We start from the raw sequence: 16,920 nt of genomic DNA, 5'->3' as shown, positions 1-16,920 counted from the left end.
TAGAACGATCTGGAGCGGGCGATGGGATTCGAACCCACGACCCCAACCTTGGCAAGGTTGTGCTCTACCCCTGAGCTACGCCCGCTCATCATGAACGTAAAATGCTTTTATGGTATTTTTCGATTTAACGCAAGAGAAAAATATCAAAAATAAAACGAATTCATAATAAAAATGTAGATTAGTTTGGCATGATTTAAAAATAATCTATTATATCAAAAAGATAAAACAATAATTAACATTCAAAAATGATTGGATCCAAATAAGCGTAACTTATAAAATATAAGACACCCAAAAGATATAGTGATTAATAATAAATTAGATTATTATATTTACTGTATACCAGCAATGCCAGATCGGTAGAACGATCTGGAGCGGGCGATGGGATTCGAACCCACGACCCCAACCTTGGCAAGGTTGTGCTCTACCCCTGAGCTACGCCCGCTCATCATGAACGTAAAATGCTTTTATGGTATTTTTCGATTTAACGCAAGGGGAAAATAAAAATTTATTTTTACCTTCTAAAAAACTTTCTATTATTAAAATATATTATTTAAAAATTGTCATTTGCGATAACTTTGATGCAAGATAATGATTAACATTTTACATTTAAACAGTAACCTTTTTACATAGGACTTTATGAATCTATGACGACGCTTAATTCCTCATCTACACCTGCTCAATTATTAACTGAAAATGGTGTGGCTGCTTCATCTTCTGCAAACCAAACAATTATTATGGATGTTAATCAAAATAATTTTATGCAAGAAGTCCTAGACAGTAGCCAAAAAATCCCTGTCTTGGTTGATTTTTGGGCAAGTTGGTGCAACCCTTGTAAACAGCTGACCCCTGTTCTTGAAAAAGTAGCAATGGCAACCAAGGGGCGTATTAAGCTTGCCAAATTAGATATTGATGCCAACCAAGCCCTAACCCAACAATTAATGCAAATTGGCTTACCTATACAATCCATTCCATTGGTTGCGGCTTTTTGGCAAGGACAAATTGTTGATTTATTCCAAGGCGCACAACCCGAAAGCGCCATCCAAAAATTCATCGATCAAGTTCTCAAAACAGCAGGCAGTGCAATGCCCAGTGCCGATTTTATTGAACAAGGACAAACCTTCCTTAGTGAAGGAAAATATGAAGATGCTATGGGGGTCTTCTCTCAAGCCCTTGAACTAGAGCCAGAAAAACCAGAAGCATGGGCAGGAATGATTCGGGCATTACTAGCCCACTCTGGTCCAGAAGCTGCCCAAGACGTTATGGAACAAGTCCCCGAAGCTTTACAAGAGAATGCAGAAATTATTGGTGCCAGATCTGCTATAGATTTAGCACTAGAAGGACAAAAAGCCCAAAACGAAGCACAATTATATATAGGCAAGATCAAAGCCAACCCCGACGATTATCAATCACGATACGATCTAGCAACTGCCTTAAACGCAGCAGGCAAACGCCAAGAAGCAGCAGATCAGTTACTAGAGATTATTAGCCGAGATCGCAACTGGAATGAAGAAGCAGCAAAAAAACAATTACTTCGTTTTTTTGAAGCCTGGGGTATGGATGACGATGCAACCCTTGGGACAAGAAGACGGTTATCAAGCTTGCTCTTTTCGTGATATAAATAAGGCGATATACTTATCGCCTTGTTTCAACCCCACTTTAACAAAGAATCATATATTATGACCAATTCTTCTGCCCCTATTGATCAACGTTTATTATCTGTTCTGGTTTGCCCTGTAACCAAGGGGCCATTAATTTATGACCGCGAGGCCAATGAATTAATCAGCTGTGACGCTGCACTGGCCTATCCTGTTAAGGAAGGTATACCCATTATGATTGCACAAGAAGCACGTCAATTAAGCGAGGAAGATGTCCTACGTTTCAAAAAAGGCACTGTCTAGTTAAGACGACGCTCGTTGTTGTTTAGATGACATAAAAACATCATGTCCACGCACCAAATCATGACATATGGCTTCTATGGTAAACTGAATGGTTGGTGGACAATTATTTTTTACCTCAGTTAAAATTGGCGCAACCATTTCTTCAAAATCTATACTTGTTTTTGAACAAAAAAAGGGCTCTTTATGATTTGCTTGTTCATTACATAGTTTAATGAAAACTCCAAAAATCTGGTCCAAAGCTGTCTTTAAGACCTCTTCTGTTTCTTTGGGCAGTTTTTGATGATATTCGTCCATAGCACGAGCAATGAAGATGCTGTCACTTTGCAGACGTCGTAAAATAGGAAAAACTTTTACTAATGTTGGATCGGAATGCTCTAGGGTATAATTAGGGTGTTCTTTTCTTGCCTCTGCAATCTCGCTGGCCAAATCGCGTAATTCTGAGGTTAATTGATCATTCATAACCTCAACCTCCTCCCATACAATTTTAGAGGTCAGGACAGAGTGTAATAAAATATGCAATTTATCAAAAGCTGCACTGGCATGAAGAAATGCGCTGCATCTGGCTTGGGGGCGTAAAATACAATAACTGGCAATCAAAGAGGCAATAACCCCAACGACAATTGCAAACATACGATCAAAAGGGCGTTCAAATGGACCACCAGGGGACGGAAATAAAAATACCACAGCCAAAGTAACAACGCCAAGACGCATTGAGGGGCGCCATGAAACCAATGCCACCATAGGAATAATAACAATGGTGAAAACAACCAAAGACGGCCACATAAAATATTCTTGCAGTGCAATTGCAATCAGTCCTGCTGCCCCTCCAATCAAAGAACCAACAATTTGGTCCCGACTGGTTTGCAAAGTTTGAACAATACGGGTTTGGGTTACGATAACCGATGTAATTAACGCCCAATAGGGTTCGTGCAATTTACACAAGTGGGCTATTAAACTGGACAAAGCAATGGATAACAATAACCGTAAACTCTGCTGTACCGCAGAGTATATTTCCTGCTTTTTCAGGCTATATATCATTTATTTTAAAATATTCACAATTCATTAATACTATCTATCATCGAGTTGATAATTACTTTTTTCCTTTATTTATTAAAGGGACTGCTACCCAATGCATGCTATCACCACTTTGTACCAAAAGCAGCATAAACGTCTTTTTTTGCGTTAATTTCATATTTTCTTTCTTAAAGGCCAAAATATCCTCTTGTAATGCTTTCACTTGAGTAATATTTTTATTGCTGGTACCAACAATAACATCCCCTACTTTGATCCCTTTAATATTCTTACCTTTATGGCTTCCGATCCCAACGATTACCACACCTTGTTGCTTTTCAGATAAATTATATTTTTGTCTTAACAAATCTGTTATATTACTGACTGTTAAACCCAAATCAGACAAAATAAAGGTCTTAACTTTCTCAACCGTTTCTTTACTGTGGGTATCAGGAACCATCCCATTATCTTCGACCAAATTCCCAACTGTCAGTGTTAGGCGAACCTCTTTTCCTTGCCTTAAAACCCTCATAATTGCGGTTTGGCCCGCTGTCATTTGCGCAATCAAACGGGGCATAGTATGTGCAGTAATCACACTTCCATTTAATGTCTGAATTACATCCCCTGGTTTTAATCCTGCCTTTGCCGCTGGGCCATCAGGCTCGACTTTAACAACCAACGCCCCTTGAAAAGGTTGGATATTTAAACTGTCGGCAATACTTTCCGTAATTTCTTGAATTCGAACGCCAACCCACCCTCTGGCAACTTTTCCAGAATGACGTAATTGTTCAATAATTCCTTTGGCTTCATTTGATGGAATGGCAAATGCAATACCAATAGATCCACCAGAGGGGGAGAAAATCGCTGTATTAATCCCAATAACTTCACCCTTCATATTAAACAAAGGACCGCCTGAATTTCCCTTATTGATAGGTGCATCGGTTTGTATAAAATCATCATAAGGCCCCTGCTCGATATCGCGCCCACGCGATGATATAATTCCAGAGGTCACCGACCCTGATAACCCATAAGGATTGCCAATTGCCAACACCCAATCCCCAACTTTGGATTGGTCACTATCACCAAAATGGGTTGGAACCAAAGGTGTTTTTGAGTTGACTTTCAATAATGCCAAATCAGTACGTTCATCATATCCATGTAAAGTTGCTTTAAGCACACGATTATTTTGCAACGTTACTGTTATTTGATCAGCATCTTTAATCACATGATAGTTTGTAACAATCCATCCTGCTGGATCGACAACAAAACCAGAACCTAATGCCTGTAAATTATTTGAACCATCATCGGGAATGCCCCGTTTATTCATATAATCCCGAAAAAACTTTTCAAATGGAGAGTCTGGATCAGAATTAGCCCCAACATCGGAATCTTCATCATCATCTTCATCTTCGTCCGTACGTTGCCCTGGTTTTAAGACTTTACTTGTCGAAATATTAACAACTGTGGGTAATAATTTATCTGCTAAATCGGAAAAACTTTCTGGGACCCGGTTACATTGACCTTTCTCAAAAGCATGGCTAATCAAAAAAGGCCAAGATATAACAGAGGATTGTGCCTTCACCCTAGATACAGGAAATAAACAGGTTGTTCCAACCACTATCATACACAACCCTGCAGATGCCTTAATCTTTAGCTTTTTAAGCATTTTTATTTCCCGCTTTACTGACTTCACCTTGGTCAAAGTATCTTGTTTATCCCACATAAGATGATTTTCAAACCAAATTGTATAATAAAAGTTTGTACCTCTTACCCCTCATTATATATATCATTTGAGGGCTATTTCTCAATATTTGGGTTTATCTTTACATCATTTCCAAAATAATCATATTTTTATTTCTTTTTATGGTGTTTTGGCTTTTTGCATTGCCCGAATTCTTGCACGTTTTTTATCCAAGTAGGAAGCTAGAACATACAAAACCGATACGCCAACACAATTAACACCAATTTGTAACCACCAACTCTCCCCCCAACTGGCAAACATTAGACGTCCCCACAAATCAAAAACAGTACTTAAAGAAAATACCTCTAATGAGTGACGTCCATACAATGCCAAGATTTGTCCTAGTTTCCCTTCTGAAAAACCTTTGGTCCATTGAGAAGATTGCACTAAGTAAAAAATTGCCACAACATCCAACAATCGCAAGGGAGATAGATATGCTTTGGCTGGAACAGACACATGCAAAAATCGTAAATCAGGTAACCCCCAATATTGCCATGGGAATGCTTCAAAAAAAGAAAACAGCAAATAAATAATACACCCCCATTTTAACCATGGGATAGAGGGCATATTCCCCTGATATTTTCCGGCCAAAATGGCCCCATAAATACCAATCGTAAATAAAAACTGCCATGCGAGTGGATTGAAAAACCAACCATCAGGATCCAACCAATTTGGAAAGTTAAACCATGGATCAATATTAACCCCAAGCCATAATAAAAAGCTCAGCAATAAGGGTAACCACCATTTATATTTCATTAACAGATATATAAACGGAAATAAAAATAGCAAAATAATATAAAGCGGTAAAATATTCAAATTGCTCGGCAGGGCATCTAGCAACAATAACCGCCATACCATACGAATAATACTGTAACCATGGGCTAGTTCTGGTTCAAGAAAATCGACAGGTAAAACCCAAAGTCGACGCCATTGATAAATACTAAACAAACTGATCAACACCAAACCCATCTGGAATAAATAGATTTTCCAACATCTACTTAAAATTTTACGACATGCCCCCCAAAAGCCATCTTTGGGAACACGACGGCCATAAGCTAACCACGAAGCATATCCTGCCAATAAAACAAAAACTTCTGCTGCATCGGCAAACCCTATATTACGCATGGTAAAACGATTTAATAGATCTTCGGGAATATGATCGACATACATCATAATCAAAGCCAACCCTCGTAAGGCATCAATACGATGGTCTCTTCCTGGTTTTGTTGTTTGAATAGACAGTGCCCTAACCCTTTATAATATTGCAATTAAAATATGATGCGATTAACTTTAAAAAGGAAAAACAAAATAAAGATAAAAAAGCTTTATAAAAACTGTTATATACTGTCTTTTCAATCTTCATTACAACACCATTTTCAGTTCTTGTTTCCAGAAAGTATGTCTATGAATAATCTAATTTCAATTAATCAACAAACCATCAAACAGGCATTATCAGAAATCACCCTACCCTGGTCGCCTGACACACTTTTGTTAGATACAAATATAATTGAAACCCTGACCATTCAAGATAATAGAGTTCATATCACTTTAAAAGTTACGGATATTAACCCTGAAACTGTGGAACCACTAAGAGCCCAACTTGAGCAAAAACTACAAAATATAGAAGGCATTGTTCAAGCCCGCGTTTTTTTAAATTCTGGTAATGCATCTTCCAAACGCTTGGTATTTCCACCACGTCAAGCCCCCAACAATACAACCACCGTCAAAAGAACCGCATCGGAAGAACACAATCACAAGCATGGACACAAACATGGTGCCCATGCTAAGCCAAGTGGCCCCATCGAGGCTTTAAAGTCCATTGGTTGTATTGTCGCTATTGCATCTGGCAAAGGTGGGGTAGGCAAATCATCAACAGCAATTAATCTTGCGGTTACTTTAGCAAATATGGGATTAAAAGTTGGCTTGATGGATGCTGATATTTATGGCCCCTCTGTTCCCCATATGTTGGGTTTAGAAGGTAAAGTCGAAGTCATCCAGCACAAATTACAACCCATGACGGCATGGGGAATTTCTGCTATGTCAATAGGAATGCTAGTCAGCCAGGAACAAGCCATGATATGGCGTGGCCCAATGGTAATGGGGGCTGTAAAGCAGTTGCTTTCCGATGTAGAGTGGGGAGAATTAGATATTTTACTGATTGATACCCCACCCGGAACCGGTGACGTGCAACTAACCTTAACCCAGACCGTGCAAATTGATGGGGCTATTATTGTTTCCACCCCACAAGATGTTGCTTTGTTAGATGCAAGGCGCGGTATTTCGATGTTCCAAAAATCTAAGACTCCTATCTTGGGACTGATCGAGAATATGTCCTATTTCTCATGTCCTTGTTGCCATGAAAAAACTTACATCTTTGGTGAAGGTGGTGCCAAAGCAGAAGCAAATAGTTTAGGCTTCCCATTTCTTGGTGAAATCCCATTAATTCCCGCCATTCGTAGTGGCGCCGATGAAGGAATACCAATAGTTTCCAAAGACCCAGATTGTGAAGCCGCAAAAGCATACCAAGATATTGGGCAACTACTATTACCCGCCATCAAACGTTTAACGAGTATACGCGCAAAGAAAAACCAAGAGCAATCTTTAGATTATTAAGGCTTGGAAGGCGATGGAGGGGGCCCCGCCAAATAATAACATACCTTATTCTTTGGTAAATATTGGCATAAAGGTCCCTCTTTACCCTCTTTGCCCAATAATCCAAACTCGAAAACCAATCCAAATATAATCATGACCGCACAGGCCAAAAACCAATATTTAAGCTGCTGAAATCCCAGCACAGGTCCGTGAGGGTCGTAGGGTTTGACACCGTCAGGAACGACCGAGGGATGTGTAAAGAAACTTTTACCTAGAGGCTCATCAGAAGGGTTTAATGGCTCCCCAGGTAATTCGTATTCATAGGGTTCACCAAGATGATGATTATTTTTTTTATCCATACTTTATAAATCTTAATATACTCGTTTTTTAATCAACCTGTGTCTTTTACCACTAGATAAAGAGTTAAATATAAATTTCAACTCTTTATCTAATTTTGCATCAGATTACTGGCCACACAACGCTATTCTGACCTCTGTTAAAATATATCCCAACAAATTCTTTCCCTGCCATTGCGTTTTATCCATTGCTCTTGGATCATTAGCAGCAAGGCCAATTCCCCAAATTGCATCATAAGGCGAGGCTTCAACCACTAAAGTACCCTTACTTTGTGCTAGCTTTTCCAACAGTTTTTCATTTTGCGAAAATTTCGCAATATTGCCTCTAAAAACAATATCCTGAGCAACCACTTCCCAAATATTCGCGTTAAAATTAGCAACTTGCCGACCTAACTTTTTTTGTTCAAAAGGCGACTTTGCTTTTAGAATTTTTTGTGCAACTGCTTCATCTCCAAAGGCAATCGCCTTTCTCCAATGCATCCACTGTTCTGTACAATTAAACTCAATATCTTCCAACCAAAAAGAACTGGGGTAAAACTGACTATATTCAGGATAGGCTGCATCTACCTTATGTTCCCAGAAAAAAGTAAAGACTTCAGAATAAGACAATAAAATTTTCCTTTATCAAATTGATCTAGATAGTAAAAATTTAAATGTAGGTAAATAATTCTTCTTCAGGCAACCGTGATTTTGGTCTTTGCGCATTGCTGTCATTTTCTGCTCTATACCCAATTGTCGCTATGACAACGCTTTTAAACCCTTTTGTTTGTAATCCTAACAGTTCGTCCATTTTTGATGGATCGAACCCTTCTATAGGGGTGGAATCAATCCCAATTGACGCCGCAGCAAAAAGAAATTGACCCAATGCTAAATATAATTGACGACTTTCCCAGCAATGTAAATTGGTTAATGTATCGTTATTTACACCAACAAAATATCTTCGACCTTCATCGACACCTTTCTCTATGTCTTTATTAGGAAGACGGCCATCCTTTTGCTCGGTCTCTAATAAATGCTGCAAGTATTGATCATCTATAGATGATCTAATACAAAATATAATTGTATATGTTGAATCTGTAATACGAGAATGATTGAAATCGCTAATTGCAGGAAGAATTTTATTTTGTGATTGACGATTATCAACAACGATGAAATGCCAAGGTTGCGAATTCACAGATGATGGACTGTTTCTTAAAACTGTTAGCAACTGTTCTAATACTTCACGAGAAACATGTCGTTGGTTATCATAATATTTTGTCGTATAACGTTTCTTAGATATTTCAACGATATTCATGCCAAATCTCCTGTAAAATTTGAAATTAAAATAATTATACTTGATGAAAAACTTTATATTGTCCAATGAATATCATATCTAAATTCAAAGAACACTTTCACGCAAAAATAAATTAAAAGGCGTATAGTTATAATGACTTCTTTCTTTGTTTCGATGAAAATAATCGGCAATACATTCTAAGGCTTGCTTTGCTTCTATTTTAGGATTTTGATCAATAATCACATCAATAATCCCTTGTTTCAATAATTCATGATGAGCAGGTGTTAGTTCATGGGTAATAATATTTACTTTTTTTGATAAATTCGCTGTTTTTAACATCTTCGCAATCAATGAATTCCCATCTGAAACATTATATATTCCTCTAATATTTTTAAATTCATGCAAAGCATTAGCCACCATTTTACCCGCTTGATACTGGTTTTCATCACTCTCTAGACAGGCAACAATAGAACAATTAGGGAAATGTTGCTGAATTACAGATCGAAATCCTGCCTCTCGTTCAGTATGACCATCCATTTCAGCCATTCCTAAAATTATTAAAATCTCTCCTTTTTGTGTTCCAATAAAACGTCCCATCAATTCTGCTGCAATACGCCCTAATTGGTAATTATTAGGACCGATATAAGCCAACCGACCACTGTCAGGAATATCGGTTGCCAATGTTATCACAGGTATTTTATGGCTGATCAAATAAATGATTTTAGATAATGCTGGATCATTTGGAGCAATAACAATTAATGCATCATACTCATGAACAATTTTTTGAAGCTTTGTACGTGTTTCCGTTAAGTTACCAACATTTACATAATGCAAAAAACAGCTGATTCTTATGTCTGCCATGGTCAAATTTAAATCATGGAAAGCTTCATGTAAAACACGACAAAAATGATTATGTAACGAATGCATTACAACAGCCACACGTATAACATGTAAATAACTGCGAAACAAATAACGATCCAAATTCAAAGACTGTGCAGCCTGCAAAACCTTAATTTCTGCTTTTGGTGATACGCTACCTCTTTTATTAATAACACGATCAACTGTCGATATACTTACCCCTGCGGTCTCTGCTACTTGTTGTAACGTAATTTTTTTCACGTTGTATACTCGTCATAAAATTGATATTACCATCACTAAAACAATTTTATTATTTTTCTTCAAGCAGTTCTGATCATTTGGATCGTAACAACATCGTGTTCATTTACTATAATTTCATTTCACATTTATAATAAAATGAAATTATAGATATCTTTCAAAATATTAAATACTATTCAGGAGATACGCCAACAATATTTTGATCGTAATCAATCAATGCTCCCGTCATAACTCCAGCTGTGGGACTTAAAACATAACTTGCCAGTTCTGCCAATTGATACGTTTTACATAATTGACCCATAGGTTGTGATGCTTCCGCTTTTTCTAACCAACCATCTGTTGCCCCATGATATCTGCGCTGAGTAATATCCTCGCCTGGTGTATCCATCCATCCTGGCAAAATTGCGTTACAACGAATACGGTCAAAACGATAAGCATTCGCAACATTCTTGGTCAATGTTGCCAAAGCTCCTTTTGATGCTGAATATGCTGCTAAATAGGATTGACCACAATGAACGCATTGCGACAAGATATTTACAATTGCCCCACCTCCCCCTTGCGATTGACGATGCTTTACAAATCCTTGCATTATAAAAAAAGGAGCCCTGGCATTCGTATCGAACATCATGTCCCATAACGCAATATCTGTATCAATCAAAGTTCCGCGCCCACCAAAGGCCGCAGCATTCACCAAAACATTCAGATCCCCAAAACGTTGAATCGTTGTTGTTACTAAATCTAAACAATCCTGAACATTTTGCAGATCAATAGAGATAAAATCAATTTCAACCCCTGATTGACCAAGACGCTCAACCGCCTTTTGACCTTTAACGCAGTCCCGACCAGCCAACATTATTTTGGAACATCCTTCTGCAATCAATTGCTTAGCAATGGCATGTCCCACTCCTTGAGCACCGCCCGTAATAAGGGCAATCGTATTTTTATGACGTTGATGTAAATCAGACATATTAAAACTCCTGTTGCAGATGGGTTAAGTTAATCGTCTTGCCTTGTTTTAAGGAAGCTGTTGCAGCTTCGGCTAAATATGCAGCCATAATCCCATCTATGGCATGGATAGGCATATCTACTCCACCGCGTGCACACTGAATAAATTGATGAATTTCAGCAGTATAGGAAGATAAATATCGTTCCATAAAAAATTCTAAAATTGGAGCTGGTGTACCTGGATTTTCCTTATTATATACCGTAAAGCCAGATTGACGCGGATTATCAGAAACTAACATCCCTGCAGACCCAAAAGCCTCTATCCTTTGATCAAACCCAAAAGCACATCGACGTGAATTTATGATATTAATGATTACGCCATTATCTGTTAGCATTGTCACATTGGCCGTATCAATATCCCCTAATGCCCCAATATTGGGATCAATAATACTGGAACCATGGGCTGTTACAGAAATGATTGGCCTGTTAACAATAGAACGAGCCATATCAAAATCATGAATCATCATATCCCGAAATAGCCCACCCGAACGGGGAATATATTCCAAAGGTGGTGGATAAGGATCACGACTGGTTATCATTAATTGTTCAAGATTACCAATCTGATTGGCATGAACACCTTGTCTTACTGCAGCATGTCCTCGATCAAAACGCCGATTAAAACCAATAAAGATTTTTCTTGCTGCTTGCTCTCCAATTGTTTCTATGAACTGCACCCCCTTTTGAAAAGAAGAAGATAAAGGTTTTTCACATAAAACAGGTTTGTCAGCCTCGACTGCCTCATATAACAAAGCAATATGCGTATCCGAAGAAGTCGCAATTACAATTGCATCAACAGATGGATCATCCATGGCCTCTTTGGCTGTTGAACATGATTTTGCACGGGTTTGTGCAGCCAGATCTTGTGCTGCTTGTGCCACTGGATCGTAAATCGTTGCAATATGCGCCCCTGCAGCAAGAATAGAAGCAACGTGTACTTTGGCCATCCGCCCGGCCCCTATCAAAGCAATAGCTGTCATCGTATTATTCCTTTATAAAAACACGACGTTCTGTAGAGGCTGAACGTTCCATTGCATCTATAATTTGTTGATTTTCATAGCCAAAATTAAAATCTGGAAAACAATCTTCACCCCCCATAATTCCTTGAATTAAATCATATATTTCAATGACTTTGATATCGAAATATCCTAACCCCCCACCTGCAAAATCAAACCCAAAAAATCCATTAAACTGCTTGATCTGACTGCCTGCCAGCAGCGTTTTAAAACCACGATCATGTTTATCATCTTGGTAACGAGCAATTTTTAATTCATTAAAACGCTCGCCATCCATTATGATTGTGCCTTCAGTCCCTGAAATTTCCCAATAAATCCCAAAAACTTTTCCCGCAGCAATACGCGATGATTCAATGATTCCCCCAGCACCGTTTTTAAACCTTACCAAAGCCTGAAATTGATCTTCATTTTCCACGGTTAAACGTCTGGCATTATTATCAACCTTAGACTGATACCCTGATCCCCCTATCGCAGCAGGACGTGTTTTAAAAAAGGTCTGTTCTTGTCCCTGTACGCTTTCCATAGGCCCCATTAAGAATTGGGCAACACTGATCGCATGCGCCCCTAAATCCCCAAGCGATCCCGTCCCTGCCTGTTCACGCGAACAACGCCAACTCCATGGCATTGCAGGATCGTTAAAAAACCCTTGATCGAACCAACCACGAAAACGGGTTAGTTGACCAATATCCCCACGTTCAATCAATTGTTTTGCCAATAAAGCAGCTGGGGTTTTGATGTTATTAAACCCAACCATTGTTTTCACCCCATATTGCTTGGCTGTTTGTGCCAGCACCCTGGCGTCTTCCAACTTAACAGTTAAAGGTTTTTCACAGTAAACGTGTTTTCCGGCTTTAATTGCTGCCATTGCCATTTCAAAATGCATAGCATTTGGCGTTGTAATATCAACAATATCGATTTCAGAATTAGAAATCATTTCACGCCAATGATGTGTCGCATGAGCAAAGCCAAAACGTTTTTTACCTTCTAAAGCCAATTCTGGGGTTGCATCCACAAAACTGTGCAAAAAAGGAATTGTTTTGATATCTTTATATAATAAAGCAGCTCGTCGATAAGCATCTGCATGAGCTTGCCCCATAAATCCAGAGCCAATCAACCCGATATTCAATATTTTCTTACTCATTTTATTGCCCTGTTACATTGATTGGTTTATTCAAAATTTTTTCATAGACATAGTGATAAGCACTCTTTGCCATTTTTAACGGATTAGCTTTCTTGGGGTCTTGTTCAGCCTCTACAATCATCCATCCCGAATATTGACCACTTTGCACAAACTGTGCCAATGCGTCATAAGAAACGTCACCATCCCCTGGAACCGTAAACATCCCACGCCGCACCCCATCATTAAAACCTAAACCCTGCGTATAGACCTGTTGCATTATGGAATTACGCACATCTTTTAAGTGAATATGGCAAATACGATCGCCAAATTCTGTAATTAAAATTTGATAATCAAACCCCGCTGCATAGGCATGTCCTGTATCCAATAATAACCCCACCGCAGGTTTAGTAACCGCCATTAGATGACGCACTTCATCCAATTGTTGGGCTACCATCATCAAATGGTGATGATATGCCAACTTTAAACCAAACCGTTCGTATAAAATCTCTGCAAAATGTGAAAGGCGTTGACCATAATTACGCCATTGATCAACAGACAATGTTAATCGATGGGACATCTGCACATTAAGGGCATCGTCCGTCATATGGCCACACTCGCCGTAAACGAGTATTCGTGAACCACAAGATGCTAATAATTGTGCATGTGCAGTAACGGCTTCTATTTCTTGGGAAACATCTCTATTGGCTAAGAAACCACTGTACCAACCTGATGCTAACTGCAAATTATATCGATTTAATAATGACGTTAAAACGTTGGCATCAGATGGAAAAATTTTGCTAAGCTCAACCCCAGCATATCCAGCATATTGAATCTCAGATAAGCATTGTTCAGCTGTTGTATCTTTACCCAAATCGTCCAAAACCTCGTTAACCCACGATAACGGACTGATCCCCAATTTTATACTATTATGTTGCACAATTTGACCCCCTTTTAAGATTGACGCTCTATGTCAAAATTATCTAGGAAACTAAAAGTTTCCCTAGCGCCAAATTGATGGGTTCCCATCAATTTACGCCACAATAGGGGTAAGATAGATCACTTTTTTTTGTTTAAAGGTCGCCTATCATATTTGCTTGAGTTATCAATCAACCTCATAAAAAAAGGTGATACATTGATCACCTTTTTTAAAACACATTACAACTTGAAAAGATTTAATGTTCTTGCGCAGGAATTTGAATGGGAGGTTTATGCAAGAATTCTTTATCCGCTTCTAAATCTCGACCGATTGGAAAATACCACATGCACGCCACAACAATAACAAATAACAATGCTATAGCCCCACAATAAACAATTTTTTGCATGTAACTTTCTTCCTTTAAACTTCGATCGCTTGAACATCATCAAATCGATTTATGATAATAGGGTTCCAGCATTTGCATCATCTCAGTCCATTCGCGTTTTGTCAAACCACTATCTTCTTGTTGAACTTGCTCGCCATTAAGCATACGACCTAAAATTTTCATCATAGATGCCGAAAACGTTACAGCACCCCGACGATAATCTTCAAAAGCTTCACAAGCTAATGGAACCCATGCTTGAACTGTTTTTAACATGGCTTCACCATAAACACGTATTTCATATTGTGCATGTGGATCGATACGTAATTGTAAAAAGTGAAATAAATTATGTAAATTGATTTTCCAATACCACTGGCTATAGCTATTTAATGTTAAATTCATTCTGGCTAATTCTCTTGCCAAACCGTACCCCCCCTCTTGGGCAGGGTTCAACATGGTCTCATAATGATCGTAACATTGTTGTGCATCTTGTCTTAATAAAGACAAAACTTCCGCCGCCTGTTCAGAAGACAACACATCCCCTCTGCCCTGATTATTCACTTTACTTTGAGCAGCGAGAACTTCTGGCTCTGGAATATAGAATTCACGATCCATAATTGAATAACGGGCTGAATATTCATTTACACTGGCAGTACGATGACGAATCCACTGACGTGCGACAAAAATAGGCAAACGCACATGATATTTAATTTCGCACATTTCAAAAGGGGTTGTATGATGATGACGCATTAAATATCGAATTAATCCTCGATCTTCCGAAACCTTCTTTGTTCCCGCACCATAAGAAACCCGCGCTGCTTGAACAATAGAAGAATCGTCCCCCATATAATCCACCACACGAACAAAACCGTGATCTAAGACAGGTATAGGTTTATAGAGCATTGCCTCCAACCCTGGGGATACAGGACGTTTTGTTGGAATCTGAAGGTTTGATTGTGCTTCAATCTCTGCTTGTTGTTCGGAGGTAAGGGCCATAATTTGTCTCTACTATACAAAATGAAAAACACAAAACACTGATCTTAACCAAGATCAGACAATATTAGATCATACTTTTTCATACAACTAATTCTTACGAACAGCAACTATACTCATATTATTCTGATTAATCAGTTTAAAGAAATCTAAAAAATTCATATTCAATAAATTATTAATCTGTTCTGATGTAGCAAACACAAGAGAAAGTTGCATCATATTATCTGGATTGCGCAGAATATCCGCCAGTGTTTTATAAAATTGACGATCCAATTCAAAATCTTTTCCAACGGCATAAGAATCAAATTTCTTTAATGTGTCCTGCAAAATTCGCCATTTTGGTTGATCAGAACTAGCAGAAATAACACTAAATAAGTGATCTTTTAGTCCTGTGTCATACAAAGATAAGGTAAAAGATTTTAATAAAATATTACTTTTCCAATCTCCCCCTATCCATTCTGGTAAGGAAGATTTTAAATAAAACCGACTTTGTAGATTCATCCCCAGAAAATCTTTGCTAAAATATTTAAGTTGATGCAAAGCAACCAAGTGACTGTCCATATAATACGTAAAATTGGCGTGAAATGATCCCACAATGGTGGAATAACCAATTCTTTTCAAATATTCACCAAATAAACTGGTTGCTGGGGTTAAAATATATCCAAATTGTTCTCCAGAAAACTCCCCTTCCCATGTGGAAGATTGACGGGAAATATGACCATTAAATATCCCTAGTGAAAAACGCCGTTTATGAAAACGAAATCCCGTAACCCCATATGCCTTCACAGCGTAATCCGTATTCATTAAAATAGAAGCTATTCGTTCTTCTTCGTGAAACTGTCGATTATCTGACATCTCTAGTATTAATTGATCAAGATGAATCACATCCAAAAAAGACTGTTGTTTCGCCCATATCTTGGGTGCGATATCAACATTATAAAACACGTAGGGGCGTTTCTTTGCCGACCCAACACGTGATATCTGCCAAGCGCCGACACGAAATTTACCCCATTGGGTGTTAAAATATGCGCCTCTTAACGTTACCTGTTCGTATGAAATATTTAAAATATCATTTAAATTTAGAGTGTAGTTATCAGTAGCATTTTTGTTAAATAAAGGGACCGTTAAATTATTTATCGCTAATGAGGCAATCGTTCCTGAAAAAAGAGGAGAATTGATTTTTAAATCGTTTATTGACAATAATGTCATTTGCCCCCTAGCTTTTGGGAAGACTTTAACCATTCTAGCAGTGACGTGAATATCTTTATTAATAACTAAATCAACGTTATCAATATTAACAGACTGAGTTAACCAGCTGATATGAGCATTAGAAAAAGAATAATGACCCTTTGATCCTGCTAGCTGCTTTAAGCGGTCTTTGACGTGTATTAATGTCTTTTGAGCGTGGTCATGTGCAATCTGATAGGCTTTGTTTCCAACCCAAATAAATAGCGCAAAAATCACAAGGGCAAGTAATAACTTCTTTTTCATTCTTTTTATGAGC

At 38.2% G+C, this 16,920-nt stretch carries 17 protein-coding genes and 2 tRNA genes; 3 read left to right on the top strand and 16 right to left on the bottom strand.

From position 1 onward, the window contains the following. Positions 1 to 10: 10 nt before the first annotated feature. Together QJV27_RS10790 and QJV27_RS10785 are read right to left on the bottom strand one after the other, a co-directional pair. Positions 11 to 85, bottom strand: a tRNA-Gly gene (locus QJV27_RS10790). A 282-nt stretch (positions 86 to 367) separates the two neighbouring features. Next, positions 368 to 442, bottom strand: a tRNA-Gly gene (locus tag QJV27_RS10785). A 202-nt stretch (positions 443 to 644) separates the two neighbouring features. Here QJV27_RS10785 and QJV27_RS10780 point away from each other — a divergent pair. Both QJV27_RS10780 and QJV27_RS10775 read left to right on the top strand, forming a co-directional pair. Beyond that, positions 645 to 1,613 (top strand): tetratricopeptide repeat protein, encoded by a 969-nt coding sequence (locus tag QJV27_RS10780; protein ID WP_281448929.1) that lies wholly within the window; start codon positions 645 to 647, stop codon positions 1,611 to 1,613. 63 nt (positions 1,614 to 1,676) lie between these two features. Continuing rightward, a complete protein-coding gene (locus tag QJV27_RS10775) occupies positions 1,677 to 1,898 on the top strand; it encodes a Trm112 family protein (RefSeq protein WP_281448928.1) in 222 nt (73 codons plus the stop codon). Here QJV27_RS10775 and QJV27_RS10770 read toward each other — a convergent pair whose 3' ends face one another. The 3 genes from QJV27_RS10770 to QJV27_RS10760 all read right to left on the bottom strand — a co-directional run bounded on the left by QJV27_RS10770 (position 1,899) and on the right by QJV27_RS10760 (position 5,853). After that, positions 1,899 to 2,936: an FUSC family protein gene (locus QJV27_RS10770; RefSeq protein ID WP_281448927.1), complete on the bottom strand. Its 1,038-nt coding sequence runs from the start codon at positions 2,934 to 2,936 to the stop codon at positions 1,899 to 1,901. It lies immediately after the preceding gene. A gap of 52 nt (positions 2,937 to 2,988) precedes the next feature. Further along, positions 2,989 to 4,575 carry a Do family serine endopeptidase gene (locus QJV27_RS10765; RefSeq protein WP_281448926.1) on the bottom strand — a complete coding sequence of 529 codons (1,587 nt, stop codon included), beginning with the start codon at positions 4,573 to 4,575 and terminating at the stop codon, positions 2,989 to 2,991. 195 nt (positions 4,576 to 4,770) lie between these two features. After that, positions 4,771 to 5,853 carry an OpgC family protein gene (locus QJV27_RS10760; protein WP_281449013.1) on the bottom strand — a complete coding sequence of 361 codons (1,083 nt, stop codon included), beginning with the start codon at positions 5,851 to 5,853 and terminating at the stop codon, positions 4,771 to 4,773. Positions 5,854 to 6,054: 201 nt separating this feature from the next. Between QJV27_RS10760 and QJV27_RS10755 the strand changes: the two genes are divergently transcribed. Continuing rightward, the gene (locus QJV27_RS10755) at positions 6,055 to 7,263 is read left to right on the top strand and encodes an Mrp/NBP35 family ATP-binding protein (RefSeq protein WP_408869625.1); all 1,209 of its coding nucleotides are present in this window, start codon (positions 6,055 to 6,057) and stop codon (positions 7,261 to 7,263) included. On the opposite strand, the gene QJV27_RS10750 is transcribed toward QJV27_RS10755, so the two are convergent. The 11 genes from QJV27_RS10750 to QJV27_RS10700 all read right to left on the bottom strand — a co-directional run bounded on the left by QJV27_RS10750 (position 7,260) and on the right by QJV27_RS10700 (position 16,907). Continuing rightward, on the bottom strand, positions 7,260 to 7,601 hold the full coding sequence (locus tag QJV27_RS10750; RefSeq protein ID WP_281448924.1) for a hypothetical protein: 342 nt from the start codon (positions 7,599 to 7,601) through the stop codon (positions 7,260 to 7,262). The two genes, QJV27_RS10755 and QJV27_RS10750, sit on opposite strands and share 4 nt — an antisense overlap. Before the next feature lie 105 nt (positions 7,602 to 7,706). Continuing rightward, entirely contained in the window at positions 7,707 to 8,207 is a 501-nt protein-coding gene (locus QJV27_RS10745) for an NADAR family protein (protein WP_281448923.1), read from the bottom strand. Positions 8,208 to 8,247: 40 nt separating this feature from the next. Continuing rightward, on the bottom strand, positions 8,248 to 8,892 hold the full coding sequence (nfsB, locus tag QJV27_RS10740; RefSeq protein WP_281448922.1) for an oxygen-insensitive NAD(P)H nitroreductase: 645 nt from the start codon (positions 8,890 to 8,892) through the stop codon (positions 8,248 to 8,250). An 84-nt stretch (positions 8,893 to 8,976) separates the two neighbouring features. Further along, positions 8,977 to 9,990, bottom strand: coding sequence for a LacI family DNA-binding transcriptional regulator (locus QJV27_RS10735; RefSeq protein ID WP_281448921.1), 1,014 nt, complete (start codon positions 9,988 to 9,990; stop codon positions 8,977 to 8,979). Positions 9,991 to 10,159: 169 nt separating this feature from the next. Beyond that, on the bottom strand, positions 10,160 to 10,954 hold the full coding sequence (locus QJV27_RS10730) for an SDR family oxidoreductase (RefSeq protein ID WP_281448920.1): 795 nt from the start codon (positions 10,952 to 10,954) through the stop codon (positions 10,160 to 10,162). 1 nt (position 10,955) lies between these two features. Then, a complete protein-coding gene (gene iolG, locus QJV27_RS10725; RefSeq protein ID WP_281448919.1) occupies positions 10,956 to 11,969 on the bottom strand; it encodes an inositol 2-dehydrogenase in 1,014 nt (337 codons plus the stop codon). 4 nt (positions 11,970 to 11,973) lie between these two features. After that, positions 11,974 to 13,146: a Gfo/Idh/MocA family protein gene (locus tag QJV27_RS10720; RefSeq protein WP_281448918.1), complete on the bottom strand. Its 1,173-nt coding sequence runs from the start codon at positions 13,144 to 13,146 to the stop codon at positions 11,974 to 11,976. 1 nt (position 13,147) lies between these two features. Next, positions 13,148 to 14,062, bottom strand: a complete 915-nt coding sequence (iolE, locus tag QJV27_RS10715) for a myo-inosose-2 dehydratase (protein ID WP_281448917.1) — start codon at positions 14,060 to 14,062, stop codon at positions 13,148 to 13,150. Between the two features lie 235 nt (positions 14,063 to 14,297). After that, entirely contained in the window at positions 14,298 to 14,447 is a 150-nt protein-coding gene (locus QJV27_RS10710) for a hypothetical protein (RefSeq protein WP_281448916.1), read from the bottom strand. 39 nt (positions 14,448 to 14,486) lie between these two features. After that, positions 14,487 to 15,419: an FAD-dependent thymidylate synthase gene (thyX, locus tag QJV27_RS10705; RefSeq protein WP_281448915.1), complete on the bottom strand. Its 933-nt coding sequence runs from the start codon at positions 15,417 to 15,419 to the stop codon at positions 14,487 to 14,489. 87 nt (positions 15,420 to 15,506) lie between these two features. After that, positions 15,507 to 16,907, bottom strand: coding sequence for a hypothetical protein (locus QJV27_RS10700; RefSeq protein WP_281448914.1), 1,401 nt, complete (start codon positions 16,905 to 16,907; stop codon positions 15,507 to 15,509). Positions 16,908 to 16,920: the final 13 nt, after the last annotated feature.

Source organism: Commensalibacter oyaizuii (assembly GCF_029953265.1).
Lineage (GTDB): Bacteria > Pseudomonadota > Alphaproteobacteria > Acetobacterales > Acetobacteraceae > Commensalibacter > Commensalibacter oyaizuii.
This window is presented reverse-complemented; position numbering and strand designations above follow the sequence as displayed.